Genomic DNA, 16994 nt, shown 5'->3' on the forward strand with positions numbered 1-16994 from the left:
CTCCGAACAGACTTTCGAATTAACCGCCATGCTGTCGCCTCGACTGGAGACGCTAGGCAAGTTGCGCCGCCATCCGACGCAGCGCGGGTCCCGCGTGGTCGTGAAAGCGCTTGATACCGGCGCATAGGTAGTTCAACCCGGGCTCGCCGTCCGGACTGCGGAGCAGGCGGTTTTTCGGACACTCGCCCCAGCAAAGTCTGACGTGTTTGCATTGCTTGCAGTATCCCGGGAGTGAATCCCGTTTCGCGTAGCCGAATTTCTGCTGCCTTTCGGAGAAAGCCATGATCCCGAGATGTTCCTGTTCGATGTTGCCGAGGGCGTACTCCGGGTAGACATAGTGGTCACATGAGTAGGCCGTTCCGTCGTGTTCTATCGCCAGCGCCTTGCCGCAGAATTCGGCGGTAATACAGGTCTGCGCCGGCTTGCCCATGGTCTGCACCACCGCCGTTTCGAAGAGGTTCACCAGCACGTTGCCCGCGTCTTTTGTGTACCACTCGTCGAACGTGCGGCTCAGAAAGTAGCCCCAATCGTCCGGATCCACGGACCAGTCGGTCACGATCGAGTCGGCGTTGCCCGGTTTCGCGGCAGGCGTGCCGAGGATAGGCATCGCGTTCGTGGGCCAGTGTTGAGGCGCAACCGTGTGAAAGTCCTTGGGCTCGACGCACGGAATGAACTGGATATAGGTCGAACCGACTTCGTCTCGCAGGAAGCGATAGACATCAATAGGGCGCTTGGCATTTTTCCGGTTCACCACCGTGAGGGTGTTGAAGCCGACCCCGTGTTTTTTCAGCAAGGCGATGCCGCGCATCACGTCGTCGAACGTGGGTTTCCCTTTCCGGTCCACGCGAAACGCGTCGTGAAGCTCTCGCGGACCGTCGATACTGACGCCCACCAGAAAGTCGTGGCGTTTCAGAAAGACGCACCACGGGTCGTTCAAAAGCGTTGCATTCGTTTGCAGGTCATTGACGATACGTTGCCCTGGCGGCTGGAAGCGTGCCTGCAACTCCACAATGTGTTCGAAGAATTCGAGCCCGAGCATGGTGGGCTCGCCACCCTGCCACGAGAACACGATTTCTTCACCGTTCTGCGCCTCGATGTATTGACGAATGTAGCGCTCGAGCATCGACGGCTCCATGCGGCGTCCACGATGCTGGTCGAGCAGGTGCTCCTTATGCAGGTAGTAACAGTAGGTGCAGTCTATGTTGCAGGTAGACCCGATGGGCTTGGCCATCGTGTGAAAGCGTCCCTTGCGTTCGGGCGCGGCAGGTTCCGACCGCGAGACTCGTTCCATGAACCGGACCGGCACAGCGACGCTGGCGTCGAGCGGATGGTCATTCATTGCCTGGCGCTCCCATACAAAATAAGCGTCGGCCGCGAGGCTACGGCCGACGCAGAACGGCAGGCTTAGTCTCCTGCTGCGGTTCCTTTCTGCAACTGTTCGAGGCGGCCTTTTAATGCCTCCACGCGCTGGAACTGCGAATTCCTCACGGGACCGGCATAGGAGACGCTTTGCACTTCGGCCGGCGGATACTTGACGTAGCTATCCACGACCTTCTTCAGGATGTCGTTGAAGATCGGCATCGTCCAGCTCTTCTCCGTCCAATTGGTCATGAAGATGTCGTAGTGCTCGCCCGGGTCCGCCTGCAGGTCGTACAGGCGCGGGACCGTTGCCGCGTATTTGTCCGGGCCACGCCAGCCGGTGTGGTCTTCATCCGCAAACGGCGGGTAATCGCCACGCAGGTTGAACACGGCCTTGAATTTGCCGACCCGGATCGCGCCAGGCGCGATTTCGTCTTCGGTCTGATAAAGCCAGTAGGTGCGCTTCGATTTACCTGTGCCCAGCAGAATCGGCGACATGTCGAAGCTGTCGAAGATGGTTGGCTTTCCATCCCGGTCGCTCTTCGGCAGCGTCGTGCCGCTCAGTTGCGCAAACGTGGCCATCAGGTCCAGGCCACCGACGACGTCCCACGACGTGCTACCCGGTTTGATGTGTCCCGGCCACCAGGCAATCGCAGGAACGCGGCTGCCGGCTTCCATGTCGGTCCCCTTGGTGCCGCGGAACGGGGTGTACCCGGAGTCCGGATAAACGTCCTGCCACGCGCCGTTGTCGACGGTGTAGAACACCAACGTATTGTCGCTAATGCCCGCCGCGCGAACGGCGTCGAGAATGCGGCCAACACGGGTGTCGAGCTCGACGACCGCATCGCCGTATTTCGTCTTCACCTCCGACTTGCCGACAAACTCCGGCGCGGGCAGATTGGGCTGGTGATTCTTCGTGAAGTTGATGCTCATGAAGAACGGTTTGCCGTCTTGCGCGTGGGCCTTGATGTAGTCTTCCGACGATGTTTCGATTCCCTGATCGAGCAAAGGAATGTCGTCGCCGCCTATCTTGCGCACCTCCTGGTATTTTTCGCCGGCCTTGCCTTGAATCTCACCAAGCGGATTAACCTTCGGAACGGCCGCAGGCCAATCGGGGTTCCACTTTGGATCGGCGTAGGTATAGGCGTTCAGGTGGTAGAGATAGACGTTCTTCATCTCGTCGTAGCCGTGCGCGGTCGGCATTGCGTAGTCGGCCTCGCCAAGATGCCACTTGCCCGTAAAGAAGGTCGAATAACCTGCTTTTTTCAATACGTCGGCGAGCGTCACTTCGCCTTTGGGAAGCCCGCCGCCCTGGCCGGGCGCCGCGACCGTCGTCATGCCGCTTCGATTCGGCAGCCGCCCGGTTTGCATGGCCGCGCGGCCGGGCGTGCAACTGGGTTGACCATAGAAGTCCCAGAACTGGATACCTTCGTGGGCCATTCTGTCGAGGTTGGGTGTCGGCGCGCCTCTGCCTTCGCCGCCTCCATAGACGCCGAGATCTCCCCAGCCCGTGTCGTCCGAGACGAGCAGGATTATGTTGGGCTTCTGGTTTGAAGTCTGCGCCAGGCTATTTCGACACGACGACGGCGGGGCAAGGGGGAAGCTATTCCGACACCCACGGCTGGGGCGTTGTCTACAGCGTTCGTGCTGCCTACTACGCCTCGAGCCGTTGGATAACCCAACTGCAACTCAATCGGGTACACGTTCAACGCGGACCCGACGCCACCAGCGTCATGTTCGGCGTGGGGTATCAACTCGATGCACCGGCTACACCCGGTCCGCGCGATTGGGCGGCAAGCAGTACGAGCAAGGTCACGAACAATGAAGTCGCCGTGTATCTGGGCAAGACCATTGTCAATTCAACGAGTTCGCCCTCTGCGTTAGGGGGCGCAATTGAATACCGTCGCGGTCTCGCAAAGTATCTCGACGTCACGGTGGGCTATCTGCACGAAGGCAGCAGCAGGCAGGCGCGCCGCGACGGCGTTACCACGCAGTTGTGGGCAACCCGCGCATTTTTTAACGACAAGGTCACGCTTGGCGTGGGCGCTGGTGCGTATTACGCCATCAATGAAAATGAAAATAGCGAATCGCCGGGGCCAGGCGCTGGAAAGTTCTCTGGTCTTGTCACGATCGCCGCGTCTTATCGCTTCACCGATCACTGGGATACGCGACTCGAATGGAACCGCGTGGTAACCCGTTACGACCGCGATACCGACGTCATATTTGCGGGCGTTGGATATCGTTGGTAGCGGCAAGAGGCTGGCACGGCGGGCCCAACTTCATGAGTAGCTCGAGCGCTTCTGCCATTCAAATTGTGAGGGACATCATGAGTTACGGTATAGGCAAGTCCGTAGCAAACCCACGGGTCGCAAGACTGTCTGTCGGCTCTGTTCTTCTCGCGATGGCGATGGGAGCGTCGCAGAGTACATGGGCGACAGAAGGGGGTATCGGGCGTCCGATTACAGGGATGCAAATTGCGCCCTATGCGGGTATCGTGCCGCCAACCGACGACTGGATTGTCTCCGTCACCTCGATTTACTACGAGGGCTCGCTCGGTGCCAGCAAGACCATTCCGATTGCCGGAACGGTCACTGCCGGGCTCGATTATCACGTCTCGTACAACCTGATCAACGCCGTCAAGACTTGGGGCATTACGGCAAGCGGATGGAACTTCGCGTCGTCGTTCGGCGTGCCGGTGCAATACACGGATGTTTCGTCCTTTCATGGCCGCTTGCCTGATGACCATGCGACGCAATTCGCAGACCTGTTTTTCACGCCCGTGGTTGCCGGTTATCACCTGACCAAAACCGACCACATCGCGTTTAGCGTTCAGGTATACGCACCGACCGGCGCATACAACACCAGCAATCTCGCGAACGCGGGGCAGAACACATGGACATTTACGCCGACCGTCGCTTATACGAAGCTCTTCCCGAAGCAGGAGATCGAATTGTCGGTGAACTACGGTGTCGAGTTTTATACGGCCAACGACGACACCCACTATCACAATGCGCCCGTCAGTGTTCTCGATCTGCTTGCGCTCAAGCGCTTTAAAGGTGGGTGGGGCGTGGGTCTGGTGGGTGGCTGGATCCAGCAACTCGGCAACGATACCGGTGGGCTCGCCAATATCACCGGCGGCACGAGCGGTCATTCGCTCGGCATTGGTCCGATGGTGACGTGGGCAGGCAAGGTCAGCAAGACGCCGGTTTCTGCTTCGCTACGCTGGGTGAATGAGTTCGATGTGAGCAACCGCCCGAAGGGCAATGCGGTCGAACTCTCCGTCAGCGCCACGTTTCAATGATCGCGGAGCGCCCATCCGTCGGGAAGCGCGCCGAGCCAGGGGCAGCCTAACCCGGGATGTAACCCGAGGCGGTCAATGCCCTGAACAAGCTGGGCGGTTATCCGCGCGGTCAGAAGAGATTTCGCATCAACGCAGACAGCATGACCGACACGGAACTCCCGGCCGGCCAACGCGTCGGCTTCCTCGATCGAACCGGGATGCCGGTCCGGCGTCCTGACAGGATGCGCGTGGTCGTCGTCTTGCGCACCACCATCACCTCTCCCTTCCCAGCCTGATCGACAGCGGCGCATTCCGCGCCTTTCCCGATGCATTTCGCGACGCATGGCGTCAACCGGTCGCAAACGGCTGGAGGCCAACCGCTGATAAGCCGACTATCCGTCTGTCGCACGAATTGATGTGAGGCGCAGGCAGAAAGGCAAGTCGCGAGAGAGAGAAATCCTCACCCCGCGATCTTCACAAGCCATCAAGCTATTTTCAACTAATCAAGGAATCTTAACCATGTCCAAGATGCTCGTAGGTATCGCTCTCGCCGTTGCCACCCTCGGCGCACCGGTTCTCAGCTTTGCTCAATCGAATGCGCCGCTTACGCGTGCCGAAGTCCGTGCCGATCTGGTTCGTGTCGAACAGGCGGGCTACAGCCCGAACCGCGGCGAGGATCTCGACTACCCGGCCGACATTCAGGCTGCCGAAGCAAAGATCGCATCGCAAGACGATCAGCAATTGGCCATGCAGGCGGTCGGCGGTGTCGCACAGAACGGCAGCACGGCGTCGGGATCGATGTCCCACACGTCGATGTCGATGCACTCGAATTGCGTCGGCCCGGTCAGCTTCTGCAACGTGTTCTTCGGTAGCTAGGTGGCGTGGTGCGCCGATCCTGCGCCCGCTGTCATGCGCAGGATCGCCAGCACGATGCACAGAAGAAGGTGGCTTGATAGACCAGCGCGTCGCAGGACTTTGCGTGGTGACGAATCAAGTCAGCTTTTTTTCAAATCCAATTCGTATCAACGTTTTTCAATGGAGTCTCCCGTGAAACTTTTGCCGTTCGCCGCTTCGGTTCTGTCTTTGTCCACCTGCCTGTTCGCCTCGTCGGCCGCCATGGCGCAAGATGCCAAACCGGCCGCCACGCCGATCAGAAACATCGTCCTCGTGCATGGCGCGTGGGTGGATGGTGCGGGCTGGAAGCCGGTGTATGACATCCTCACCAAAGACGGCTATCACGTCACGATGGTGCAGGAGCCGCTGACCTCGCTCGACGACGACGTCGCCGCGACCCAACGCGTCATCGACCTGCAGGACGGTCCGACCATTCTCGTGGCGCACAGTTACGGCGGCTCGATCATCACCGAAGCCGGCGTCGATCCGAAGGTGACGGGCCTGGTGTACGTCGCGGCCCATGCGCCGGCGGTCGGCGAGGACGAATCGGACCTCGGCAAGCAATACCCGAGCTATACGTCGAAGCAGCCCGGCGCCATCGAGAAGACGGACGACGGCTACACGTACCTGAATCCGGCCGATTTCCCGAAGGATTTCGCCGCCGACCTGCCGCTCAAGGACGCCCGGTTCGAAGCGCAATCGCAGATCCTGACGGCGGCCAAGGTCTTCTCGCAGCCGATGAGCGTCGCCGCCTGGACCACCAAACCGAGTTGGGGCATCGTCGCGGCCGACGACAAGATCATCAACCCGGACCTCGAACGGTTCTACTATCAGCGTGCACATAGCCACACCACGGTGCTGGCCGGCGCGAGCCACTCCGTCTACGAATCGCGTCCGAAGGAAGTGGCCGCCGTGATCGAAGACGCAGCGAAGCACGCCCAGCAGTGATACGCCGAGCGGGCAGCGGGACGAGGCGAAGTCATATCGAAGGACGCCTCTGTCTCGCGGCTCGTGACCGGCAGCGATTTACGCGTCAGCCTCAAACCTCCACCGACACCCCTCGCTTCAAACACCGCAGCGCGAAAATGGACCGGCTGTTCTGAAACCCGGGCAACCGGTACAGCTTGCGCCGCAAAAACGCCTCATAGCCTTCGGTACCCGCCACGGCGACCTTGATCAGATAGTCGTACTCTCCGGACACCAGAAACGCTTCGACCACTTCCGGCAGATCGACGAGCGCGTCGCCGAAACGCTCGAGCGTGCGCTCGTCGTGTTTGTCGAGCGTCACTTCGATGATCACGGTATCCGGTATACCGAGCGCCTTCTGATTCAGCAAGGCCGCATAGCCTTCGATCACGCCCGCTTCTTCGAGGGCGCGCACGCGGTTCCAGCATGGCGTGGCCGACAGACCGACGCGCTCCGCGAGTTTGGCGTTCGAAAGACGCCCGTCCTGGCGCAGTTCGCGCAGGATGCGCTGGTCGATGGCATCGAGTGGCATGGAGATCCCGTGGTTGGCGCGTTGCAGCATGTTTCGCTAGACGAACCATCTGCAAAAAAAGCTAAAAATAGGCAATCATTTTGCCACGACTGCCAAATCGCCAGATAAACAAAACGAAACCCTCAATTTGTCCGCCTAAACTCTTGCGACCGAGGCGCTTCTCCCGCGCCGCGTGTTGACTCCGTATGCGGCCGCGATCCGGCCGGCATATGGCATCGCGTGCAGCCATCGCTGCGCGCTCCATTCAAATTACCTGCCCACAAGGAAGGACCCAGATGGACCGACTGACGACCACTGCCGCCGGCACGCTTTTCGGCATTCACGGCGAACCCGCGCACGAACGCATCGTGCTCGCGACCGACGCCCCCACCGGCCTGCAAGCCGTGATCGCCGTGTACAGCACCGCGCGCGGCCCCGCGTTCGGCGGTTGCCGTTACTGGCAGTACGCGTCGGACCACGAGGCGTATAACGACGCGCTGCGTCTGTCGCAAGGCATGGCGTTCAAGAACGCGCTGGCCGATCTGCCGTTCGGCGGCGGCAAGGCGGTGATTCTGCGCAAACCCGAGGCCCTCGACCGCACTGCGATGTTCAAGGCCTTCGGTCGTCTGGTGCAATCGCTCGACGGCATCTACCTGACCGCCGAAGACGTCGGCACCACGGCCGACGACATGCGCGCGGTCCAAAGCGAAACCCGCTACGTGAGCGGCATTCCGCGTTCGGGCGACGTGTACGGCGGCAACCCGTCGCCGCGCACCGCGTACGGCGTGTTCATCGGCCTGCAGGCAGCGGTCGATTCAGCGCTGGGCCGCAAATCGCTCGACGGCGTCTCGGTCGCGGTGCAAGGGCTCGGCTCGGTGGGCTGGGACCTGTGCGAGCGTCTGCATCAGGCGGGCGCGCAGTTGATCGTGTCGGACATCGACGCCGCCAGGACCGCGCGTGCCGCGCAGTCGTTCGGCGCGCGCGTGGTGGAGATCGCTGAGATCGCCGGCGTGGAAGCGGATGTGTTCGCACCGTGCGCGCTCGGCGGCTCGATCACCGCCGAGGTCGCCCAGCATTGCCGCTTCAAGGTGATCGCGGGCGGCGCGAACAATCAGTTGATGTCCCTTGCCGAAGGCGACGTGCTGCACCAGCGCGGCATTTTCTACGCGCCGGATTTTCTCGTGAACGCGGGCGGCATTATTAGCTGCGTGCGCGAATATCTGGGCTCAGCGGAAGAGTCGTCGGTACTCGCCGAAGTCGCGCAGATCGGTCCGCGCGTGTTCGAACTCGCCGCTCGTGTCAGCGCGACGGGTGTTGCGCCGGCGCGCGCGGCCGTGGCCTGGGCACGTGAAAAGATGGTCGCCGCCTGAGGCGGCATCGAATTAAGCGCGAGCGTCAAATGAAGTGAAGTAGCGCGGCCTTCGTTCAGCCAGCCGGCGAGAACGCAAGGCCGCCGGTCCGCCGTGCTCCGCGAGCGAAGTTTCATCCCGCAAACTCTCGGCCCGCAAACTCCCCGCCATTCACTGACTCAGATGCCCCAGCGCATCTCGCATCGGCTGACTCGACACCACGATCGGCCCGGTGAACGGCGTATCCAGATCCACGATCACATACACCGCCGACGCGATCGAGACTGCCCCAAGGCAGATCGTGACGAGCGCCAGTGCATTGCGCGGCGCGATCAGGCCGAAGCTCAGAAAGATCACGCCCAGCCAGAAGGTCAGCGTGGTGAAAAACGGTTGCGAAATCGAACTGTGCGCTTCCTCGATGATTTTCCAGCGCGCGTCGACGGTCCGTCGGTATTGGGACAAGGCATCTTCGAGCGCGCGCTGTTGTAGCGGATCGTGCGGGTGCAGTTGCCGCAATTCCCGTCCCACCGCGGTCAGCATGTCGCCGAGCCGCACGTTCTCCAGCTTTTGCGAGTTGTCCTGCGTGCCGACATCCTTCGGATAGTCGCCGCCGGGCGCCGGCTCGCCGGGCCAGGTCGACGCGATGGCCGCCGCCGTGTACTGGCGCAACAGATCCCGGGCCCGGGCGGTGTCGGCGCCGTATTCGCGCAGGGTCGTATCGAACTCGATCAGATCGGCCGCATAGGTGCGCAGATCGTTCGACGTGGTATCGAAGCTCGCCTTCGCGGAGGCCGTCATCAAGCCGAGTACCAGCGCGGCGAACGTCACCAGCATGCCGATCACCAGTTGAATCAGCTGCACGGTTTCGTGCGCCTTATGTTCCTCGGGCAGCAGCGGGCGCACCCACACGCCAATGCCGGTCGTGCCGAGCAGTAAAAGAAAGACCAGCAAAGCCGAGCCTATTTCCGACATCGTGATGCTCCGAAGTCACGCGCCTCGTCACTGTCCGTCAACTCCGCTGCGGCGGCTAGCCGGGTAGTCCCGCAAACGCCTTGCGCGAATAGCGCTCCGCTGCCGCTCGTAGATTGAACCATCGCAAACGCTTGCGCTATTCACCATAAAGTTTTTTGTAAACCGGCCGTTGTCCCTTTGTGTGGCATTCGCTTAAATTTGAATAAATAGTTGCGGACCTGGCCGGACGGGCTTGGGCGCAGCACGCGTGGCCGAGGCGATTTACTGAACATTCGGTCAGGCAGCCCAATGGAGACTAGCCCGATGCTGAAAAATCTGTCGATTCGTACCTGCCTTACCCTGATGATCCTGTTTTTCGGCGCGCTGCTGCTGGCAGGCGCCGCCGCCGGTCTGTTGTCGCTACGGTCGAGCAACGCGTCGCTGCAGCAGATGTACACCGTGGACACGCCCGCCGTCGCCGATCTCGAAGGCAGCGCCGGACAACTGCTGCGTCTGCGGCTGGCGTTGGCGACTTACGCGTCGCTCAACGACCTCAACGACCAGGACGGCGCGAATGCCGTGCTCAAGCGTTTCGATCAGTACCAGAAAGCGTCCAACGACCGGCTTGCCCACTATGTGAGCCGCGCGAGCACGGATGCCGACGAACAGCGCCTGATCAAAGACATGATGGACAAGCGCGACACCTTCCTGCACGACGGCGTCGAACCGGCGCTCGCCGCGCTCAAGTCGGGCGACAAAATCGCGTTCCAGCAACTGCAGGCGCACAAGCTGCCGTCGCTCTATAGCGCGTTCGAAAAGTCGATGCTCACGCTCGAACAACTGCAACTCGATCACGGCGCGCAGCGCTATCAGGACGCGCAGGACCTGTTCTATGCGATCTCGATCGCGGTGGCGATCGGCATGGTGTTGTCGCTGCTGGGTTCGCTGATTGGCCGCGCGGTGCTGGTGCGCGCGATCGTCAGTCCGGTCGACGCCACCATCGCGCAGTTTCAGCGGATTGCCGACGGCGACCTGACGAGCCGCATCGACGTGCGCAGCAACAACGAAATGGGCCGCCTCGCGGCCGCGCTGCGCAAGATGCAGGACTCGCTGATCGCCACGGTGAACACGGTGCGCCAGGGCACGGAATCGATCGACACCGGCGTGAGCGAGATTGCTTCGGGCAACACCGATCTGTCGCAACGCACCGAGGAGCAGGCGGCGTCGCTGGAAGAAACGGCGGCGAGCATCGAGCAACTGACTTCCACCGTCAAGCAGACGGCGGACAACGCGAAGCAGGCGAGTTCGCTCGCGCAGGGCGCGTCGAGCCTGGCCGCGCAAGGTGGCGATCTCACCGAGCAGGTGGTGGGCACGATGCACGGCATCGTCGACGACTCGCGGCGGATTGCCGACATTGTCGGCGTGATCGAAGGGATCGCGTTTCAGACCAATATTCTGGCGCTGAATGCGGCGGTCGAAGCGGCGCGCGCGGGTGAGCAGGGACGGGGTTTTGCGGTGGTGGCGAGCGAAGTGCGCTCGCTCGCGCAGCGTAGCGCGGCGGCGGCCAAGGAGATCAAAGGCTTGATCGATGCGTCGACGGCGCGCGTGCAGGCCGGCTCGCAACTGGTCGAGCGCTCGGGTTCGACGATGACCGACATCGTCAACGCGATTTCCCGCGTGAGTTCGATCATGAGCGAGATCGCTTCCGCCGCGCTCGAACAGAGCACCGGCATCGATCAGGTCAATCTCGCGGTCGCGCAGATGGACGAGGTGACCCAGCAGAACGCCGCGTTGGTCGAGCAGGCTGCCGCGGCGGCGAGTTCGCTGGAAGATCAGGCGCGCAGATTGACGTCGGCGGTGGCCGTGTTTCAGACGGGCAGCGGCTCGACGTCGTCGCGGTCGGCTTCGGCTTCGGCCAGGCGGCGCGGCGGTTCAGCCGCTGCGTTGGGGATGGGTGAGGCCGCTGCTGCGTAAGCCGCCGACAGGCGCTCGTTCGCAGCGGCTCGATGCGTGCTTGATGCCTGCCCGATGCGTGCTGATACCTGTTACGGCATCGTGGCGTAGTACTTCGCCACGCTGTCGATTTCCGCGGGCGTCATCTGCCGCGCGACATTGCGCATCTGCTCATTGATGTCGTTGAGTCGCGCGCCGGCGGCAAAGGCATGCAACTGCGCCGCGAGATAAACGGACGACTGTCCACCCAGCCACGGCGCGGCGCCCTTGCGATCCAGTTGGCCATGGCATGCCGCACACGGTGCGATATTGCGCTGCGGATCGCCCTGCATGGCCAGCTTCACCGCGGTAGCGTCCGGTCCCGTGCCGGACGGCGGGGCCTCCGCCGCAGGCCCTCTCGACAGCGACGCGTAGTAAGCCGCCAGATCGTGCAGATCCTGGTCGCTGCGCGTGGCGATGATCGCCTGCATGATCGAGTTCTGACGCATGCCGCTCTGAAAATCGCGCAACTCCTTGTAGACCACGTCAGCGTACTGTCCGGCCAACGCGGGCGCGGTCACCGGCGGCGTGCCCTGCACGCCGTGACACATCGAGCAATTCTGCGTCGCGATGGTCGCGCCCCGGCCGATCGATACGGCGTCTGCGTTCGCCCGCCGCAACGGCGGCAACACCACCACGTCGCTCGGTGCCGGGCCGGTGAGATTGGCGCCGCCGTACCAGCTCGACGGCGCGCCCGCGGCGCTGCAGATCGTAGCCCACAGGCTGCGGTCGCCGAATGCATTGTTCGCCGACGGCAGCCAGATAAAGCCGATCAGGATGCCCACCACTGCAATCGCGATCGTGCCGCCCACGCTCAGCGTGAACCACGGGTTGCGCAAGCTGAAAACGCGTTCCTGATTCATCGCTGGGCTCCGACGATGACGGCCGGCACGGAGGTTTGCGGCAATCTGAGCAACTGTACGATCGGCACGCTGTAGTTGACGACTGTCAAGCCGATCATCAACGCCACCCACAAACCGAAGCTGTTGAGCGCGGCCGGCACGCGTTCCACCGGCTGTACCGCGCTCGCGAAGCGGAACGTCTGCTGCTCGACGACCGGGCCGAATTGCGACTTCGCGAGGATATAGATGAACATCACGCCTGACACCACCAGGATCAAGCCTCCCACCGCCGACATACCGACCCAGAACGCCTGCTGCTGCATGCCCGGCGCGTTGTAGTCGTAATAGGCCATGCGGCGCGGCGCGCCGAGCAGGCCGACGTAATGCCACGGCAGCGTGACTACCATCATGCCGACGAACCACAGCCACAGTTGCGCGCGCACCAGTTTCGCCGACACGATCGCGCGGCCGGTCAGTTGCGGCCACAGCTCGTACGCAATCGCGAAGTACATGATGACGATTGCGCCGCCGAAGATCAGGTGGAAGTGCCCGGTCACCCACTGCGTGTTATGCACGGTCGAGTTCAACTGGTAGCTCATGTTGATCAGCCCGCCCGCGCCGCCCAATCCCAGCATCACGAACGAAAACGCGATCACCAGCATCATCGGGTTTTGCCACGGCAGCGCGGTGAGCCAGCCGAACGCGCCCTTGCCGCCGCGCAACCGGCCGGCGATCTCCACCGAAGCGCAAATCGTGAACACCGTCAGCAGCGTCGGCACCGACACCATGCCGGTGAACACCGCGTGCAGGAACTTGAAGCCGGAACCGACCTGCGGATCGGCGAACAGATGGTGAATACCGATCGGCATCGCGAACACGAGGAACAGGATGAACGAGACGCGCGCCATCGAATCGCTGTAGAGCCGTCCGCCGATCGCACGCGGCACCAGCGTGTAGTACGCGATATACGCCGGAATCAGCCAGAAGTAGACGATCGCGTGCAGCGTCCACGAGAACAGGATGCGCGACAGGCCGGCGTCGATCGTATGGGTGAGGCCGAAGGCGACCGGCAGGATCTGGAACAGGATTTCGAGCGCCGCACCGATCGCGGTCCACGCCCACAGATACGCGCCGGCCACGTTGGCGAACATGGCGAGCGGGATCGGCCTGGCTGGGTTCGCGCGCTTCCAGATGCGCAGATTGACGTGCATCAGCGCGACCCAGATCCACGAGCCGACCACCACCAGCACCACGCCGAGATAGTAGAAGGGACTGCCGATCATCGGCGGATAGAAGGTGTACAGCACCGAGGCCTGGCCGAGCGCAACCGGCACCACGGCCATCACCGCGCCGACCGTCAGCATGATGAGCGCGGCCCAGGCCCATTTGAGACCGGCGAGGCGCTGGCCGAGCGCGAGTTCGACGATCGCGTAGCCGAAACCCATCGACACCAGCGTGGGCAGCACGTAGGCCATCACCGTGCCGTGCGCGGTCACCGAGCGATAGTAGAGTTCCGGGTCGCCGACCCACGGCATGAACGGACTGCGCGCCAGCATCTGCCACGCGCCGAGCAACAGCGCGATCAGAAACGCAATGAAGGCGAGCCAGAAATGGGCGAGAACGAGTCGCTTAGCGTGAAACACAGCTCAGCCTCCGGGATTGTCGGGCTTGCGCGAGGAAGGTGGCTTTGTCGATCACTTTGACGTGCGCCCACATGGTTTGATGGCCGAAGCCGCAGAATTCGTGACACGGCATGGTGTGGTCGCCCGGCGTGTCGAAACGCGTGTTCATCGTCGAGACGTAGCCGGGCACGACCATCGTGTTGATATTGGTGTCGGTTACCAGCAGGCCATGCACCACGTCCGCGCTGGTGGTGCGAATCGTGATCGGCGTGTCGGCGGGCACCAGCAGGCATTGCGGCGTGAACGAGTACTGCTGCGCGATGAAACGCACCACCACCGAGCCGTCCGGTTCGACCGCGCTGCCGAGGTTGTCCTCGACGAATTCGCCCGAGAGTTGCAGGCGCGACGGGTCGATCGTTTCGACGCGCGACGGCGGCATCATCGCCCAATGCAGCCCCGAGTACACGATGACGGCCAGCATCAGGACGATCAGCGCGACTGCGAAAATCGCCCAGCGCCGTTCGGCGCGCAGCGCGACGGCATGACCGCCGCCGGATGAATGATTGGTATCGGTCGACATGATCAATGCACAACGCCACGCGGCAGAAAGACGAAAAAGTAGAAGCCGAACCAGATCGCCATGACGATCAGCGTGGCAACCCCGGCTACCGCGATCGCGCCATGTGGCCCGGCCGCGACGACGCGTTCCACTTCGTCATCCGTCGGCGGTGCGCCGCTGCGGGTATCGTTCGCTTCCATCAAAAGATTCTCCAGTGCGGCGGTTCAGTGCAGCGGTGCCTTGCGCAACTCGTTGACTTCGCGGGACGTCACCGGCTGGCCGTGATTGCCCCACGCGGTGCGGATATACGTGACGACGGCGGCGGCGTCGGTGTCGTTCAGTTCCTGGCCGAACGGCGGCATGCCGTACGGCTCGGGATTGCGCATGGTGCCGGGCGGGAAACCGCCGTTCAGCACGATCCGGATCGGATTGACGGCCGAGTCCATTTCGATCGACTGGTTGCCGGCCAGCGGCGGGTAGTGCTGCAACTGGCCTTCACCCTTGGCGCCGTGACACAGCGCGCATTTGTCCGCGTAGATCTTCGCGCCCAGTTCGAACACGTTGGTGCTGGTCGACGCGGACGGTCCGGTCTTGCGGCCGCTCTTGTCGGGCAAGGTCTTCAGATACACGGCCATGGCCTTGACGTCGTCTTCGGTCATGTATTGAAGGCTGTGATAGGTGACCTCGGCCATCGGGCCGTACACCGCGCCGCGATCGGAAATACCCGCCTGCAGCAGATCGACGATGTCCTTGATGCTCCAGTCGCCGAGGCCGCCGTCCTTGTCGGAGGTCAGCGACGGCGCGTACCAGTTCTGCACCGGAATCAGGCCGCCCGCGAACTGCTCGCTTTGCGACGAGCCACCAAGCATGTTGATCTTGCTGTGGCACATCGTGCAGTGCCCGAGCCCTTCGACCAGATACGCGCCACGATTCCATTCGACCGATCGGGTCGGATCGGGCTGGTACTCGCCTTCGCGGAAATACAGCGTGCGCCAGCCGTACAGCAACTTGCGCTGATTGAACGGGAAGCGCAGGGTATGCGGGTGATTCGCTTCGCGCACCGGCGCGACGGTCTTCAGATACGCGAAGATCGCGTTCGAGTCGTCGCGCGTGACCTTGGTGTACTGGGCGATCGGCATGGCCGGGTAGATCAGCGTGCCGTCCGGCGTGCGGCCGGTGCGCATCATTTTGAAGAACGCCTCCTGGCTCCAGGTGCCGATGCCGTATTGCGCATCCGGCGTGATGTTCGGCGAGTACAGCGTACCGAACGGCGTTTCCATCGCGAGGCCGCCGGCGAACAGCTTGCCGCGCGGCGCCGTGTGGCACGCCACGCAGTCGCCGGCGCGCGCCAGGTATTCGCCGCGTTTGACGAGGTCGCTCTGGGCGGCGGTCGTGTCCGTTGCGGCGGCTACTGCCGGTGCGGCGAGCGTGGTAGCGGCGGCGCGAGCTTCGGTTATCAATAGTGTTTGCGGCACATTGAGCAAGACGGCGCCGCTGGCCAGGATCAGGCCGGTGATCAGCGTGAGAGATAAACGCGCGCGAAGTGTCGGCTTCATTGCGGTTGGCTCCCACAGGCGAGCGGCAGCCGCGTGGTCGTCGCCGGCGCGGGCCGTGGATCGGCCGGACGCGGCTGCCGCGCGAGCCAGCTCGATACCGCGGTGATGTCCTTGTCGCTCAGCTTGACGGCGATCGAATGCATGCAGTCGGGCGCAAGCGCGTGACGCGTGCCCGAGCGCCACGTCCCCATCTGTCCGGCGATATAGCTCGCGTGCAGACCGAGCAGGCCGGGAATGCCCGGCTGTGTACCGGTCATGCTCGCGCCGTGGCAGGCAATACAGGCGGGAATCTTGCGGGCGGGGTCGCCCTGCGTGACGAGTCGCTGCCCGGCGGCGAGCACCGCCGGCGAGACGGCGCGGTGGTCGGCGTCGGGATAAGGCGGTTGCAGATCGGCGAAGTACTGGCTGATCTTGCGCAGATAGTCGTCGGGTAGAAAGGCGAGCAGGTAGCCCATCGGCGGATAGGTCCGGCCGCCGTCGCGGAACGCGGTCAATTGATTGAACAGATAGTCGGCCGGTTTGCCGGCAATGCGTGGAAAGTAGTCGTTGTTCAGCCCCTGGCCTTGCACGCCGTGACACGAGGTGCAGGCGCGCACGCGCTCGTCCATGGCCGAGGGCATGACGCCGGGTGCGTCAGTCGCGGCGAGCGACGCGCCACTCCACATGACGTAAAACACGAACAGGACGGAAGATCCGAAAGTTCTGCGATGCACGCCAGGCCTCGTTGGGGAAACGTTCTTTTTTCTGAATGGCTTTCTCACGTATTCGCCCCTGCATTGACTGAATAAGCGAACGGGCAATGCGTGCCATCTCTGCCAATCTTATTGATAACGACGGCATCAATGGCGGATCGTAACGGACTTATTCTGGACGGCAATACAACGATTCGCTGCGGCGAAGCAATTGCTTGACTTAACTCAATGAGTTGCGTGAATGCACCGCTGGGTCGCGGTTTTCGGGCGGCCGGACATAACGCTGAAACATTCCGCAACAGCTAGCGGGTTGCGAATTCGACTCAATGTCTCAATGCTTCAATGGCAGGGAAAGCGTATTCGTCTGGGTATCAGACCATGATAGGCGGCGAGTCGCGCGCTTTCAATATTTCTATTGAAG

The 16994-nt window shown here is 62.4% G+C and carries 16 protein-coding genes and 1 pseudogene; 7 read left to right on the forward strand and 10 right to left on the reverse strand.

Annotation, left to right across the window (positions count from 1 at the left end; genetic code table 11):
• Positions 1-52 precede the first annotated feature (52 nt).
• Together BX591_RS16250 and BX591_RS16255 are read right to left on the reverse strand one after the other, a co-directional pair.
• Positions 53-1339, reverse strand: a complete 1287-nt coding sequence (locus BX591_RS16250; protein WP_244147024.1) for an anaerobic sulfatase maturase — start codon at positions 1337-1339, stop codon at positions 53-55.
• A gap of 65 nt (positions 1340-1404) precedes the next feature.
• The gene (locus BX591_RS16255) at positions 1405-2925 is read right to left on the reverse strand and encodes a sulfatase-like hydrolase/transferase (protein ID WP_111932424.1); all 1521 of its coding nucleotides are present in this window, start codon (positions 2923-2925) and stop codon (positions 1405-1407) included.
• A gap of 2 nt (positions 2926-2927) precedes the next feature.
• Here BX591_RS16255 and BX591_RS16260 point away from each other — a divergent pair.
• The 5 genes and pseudogenes from BX591_RS16260 to BX591_RS16280 form a co-directional block, all read left to right on the forward strand.
• Positions 2928-3608: pseudogene (locus BX591_RS16260) on the forward strand (hypothetical protein); the annotation flags it as partial.
• A gap of 218 nt (positions 3609-3826) precedes the next feature.
• Positions 3827-4660, forward strand: coding sequence for a SphA family protein (locus BX591_RS16265; RefSeq protein WP_244147025.1), 834 nt, complete (start codon positions 3827-3829; stop codon positions 4658-4660).
• An 80-nt stretch (positions 4661-4740) separates the two neighbouring features.
• The gene (locus BX591_RS37355) at positions 4741-4935 is read left to right on the forward strand and encodes a DUF2092 domain-containing protein (RefSeq protein ID WP_111932426.1); all 195 of its coding nucleotides are present in this window, start codon (positions 4741-4743) and stop codon (positions 4933-4935) included.
• A gap of 223 nt (positions 4936-5158) precedes the next feature.
• On the forward strand, positions 5159-5515 hold the full coding sequence (locus tag BX591_RS16275; RefSeq protein WP_111932427.1) for a DUF4148 domain-containing protein: 357 nt from the start codon (positions 5159-5161) through the stop codon (positions 5513-5515).
• A 159-nt stretch (positions 5516-5674) separates the two neighbouring features.
• Complete coding sequence (locus tag BX591_RS16280) at positions 5675-6481, forward strand: alpha/beta fold hydrolase (RefSeq protein WP_111932428.1); 807 nt, start codon at positions 5675-5677, stop codon at positions 6479-6481.
• 91 nt (positions 6482-6572) lie between these two features.
• On the opposite strand, the gene BX591_RS16285 is transcribed toward BX591_RS16280, so the two are convergent.
• On the reverse strand, positions 6573-7031 hold the full coding sequence (locus BX591_RS16285; protein ID WP_111932501.1) for an Lrp/AsnC family transcriptional regulator: 459 nt from the start codon (positions 7029-7031) through the stop codon (positions 6573-6575).
• Positions 7032-7306: 275 nt separating this feature from the next.
• On the opposite strand from BX591_RS16285, the gene BX591_RS16290 reads away from it, so the two are divergent.
• The gene (locus BX591_RS16290; protein ID WP_111932429.1) at positions 7307-8380 is read left to right on the forward strand and encodes a Leu/Phe/Val dehydrogenase; all 1074 of its coding nucleotides are present in this window, start codon (positions 7307-7309) and stop codon (positions 8378-8380) included.
• Positions 8381-8530: 150 nt separating this feature from the next.
• On the opposite strand, the gene BX591_RS16295 is transcribed toward BX591_RS16290, so the two are convergent.
• Positions 8531-9331, reverse strand: a complete 801-nt coding sequence (locus tag BX591_RS16295) for a bestrophin-like domain (protein WP_111932430.1) — start codon at positions 9329-9331, stop codon at positions 8531-8533.
• Between the two features lie 303 nt (positions 9332-9634).
• Between BX591_RS16295 and BX591_RS16300 the strand changes: the two genes are divergently transcribed.
• A complete protein-coding gene (locus BX591_RS16300; protein ID WP_111932431.1) occupies positions 9635-11284 on the forward strand; it encodes a methyl-accepting chemotaxis protein in 1650 nt (549 codons plus the stop codon).
• A gap of 71 nt (positions 11285-11355) precedes the next feature.
• Here the strand turns inward: BX591_RS16300 and BX591_RS16305 are convergent, their stop codons facing one another.
• Genes BX591_RS16305 through BX591_RS16325 form a run of 6 tightly spaced genes read right to left on the reverse strand, consistent with a single transcriptional unit; the run spans position 11356 to position 16594 of the window.
• Positions 11356-12165: a c-type cytochrome gene (locus BX591_RS16305; protein WP_111932432.1), complete on the reverse strand. Its 810-nt coding sequence runs from the start codon at positions 12163-12165 to the stop codon at positions 11356-11358.
• Entirely contained in the window at positions 12162-13787 is a 1626-nt protein-coding gene (locus tag BX591_RS16310) for a b(o/a)3-type cytochrome-c oxidase subunit 1 (protein WP_111932433.1), read from the reverse strand. The genes BX591_RS16305 and BX591_RS16310 overlap by 4 nt, the downstream gene beginning before the upstream one ends.
• Entirely contained in the window at positions 13774-14346 is a 573-nt protein-coding gene (locus tag BX591_RS16315) for a cupredoxin domain-containing protein (RefSeq protein WP_111932434.1), read from the reverse strand. Before BX591_RS16315 ends, BX591_RS16310 begins: the two co-directional genes overlap by 14 nt.
• Before the next feature lie 2 nt (positions 14347-14348).
• The gene (locus BX591_RS36505) at positions 14349-14525 is read right to left on the reverse strand and encodes a hypothetical protein (protein ID WP_167444571.1); all 177 of its coding nucleotides are present in this window, start codon (positions 14523-14525) and stop codon (positions 14349-14351) included.
• Positions 14526-14549: 24 nt separating this feature from the next.
• A complete protein-coding gene (locus BX591_RS16320; protein ID WP_111932435.1) occupies positions 14550-15881 on the reverse strand; it encodes a c-type cytochrome in 1332 nt (443 codons plus the stop codon).
• Positions 15878-16594, reverse strand: a complete 717-nt coding sequence (locus tag BX591_RS16325; RefSeq protein ID WP_111932436.1) for a c-type cytochrome — start codon at positions 16592-16594, stop codon at positions 15878-15880. Before BX591_RS16325 ends, BX591_RS16320 begins: the two co-directional genes overlap by 4 nt.
• Positions 16595-16994: the final 400 nt, after the last annotated feature.

The sequence above is a fragment of the Paraburkholderia bryophila genome, assembly GCF_003269035.1.
In the GTDB taxonomy this organism is placed as follows: domain Bacteria; phylum Pseudomonadota; class Gammaproteobacteria; order Burkholderiales; family Burkholderiaceae; genus Paraburkholderia; species Paraburkholderia bryophila.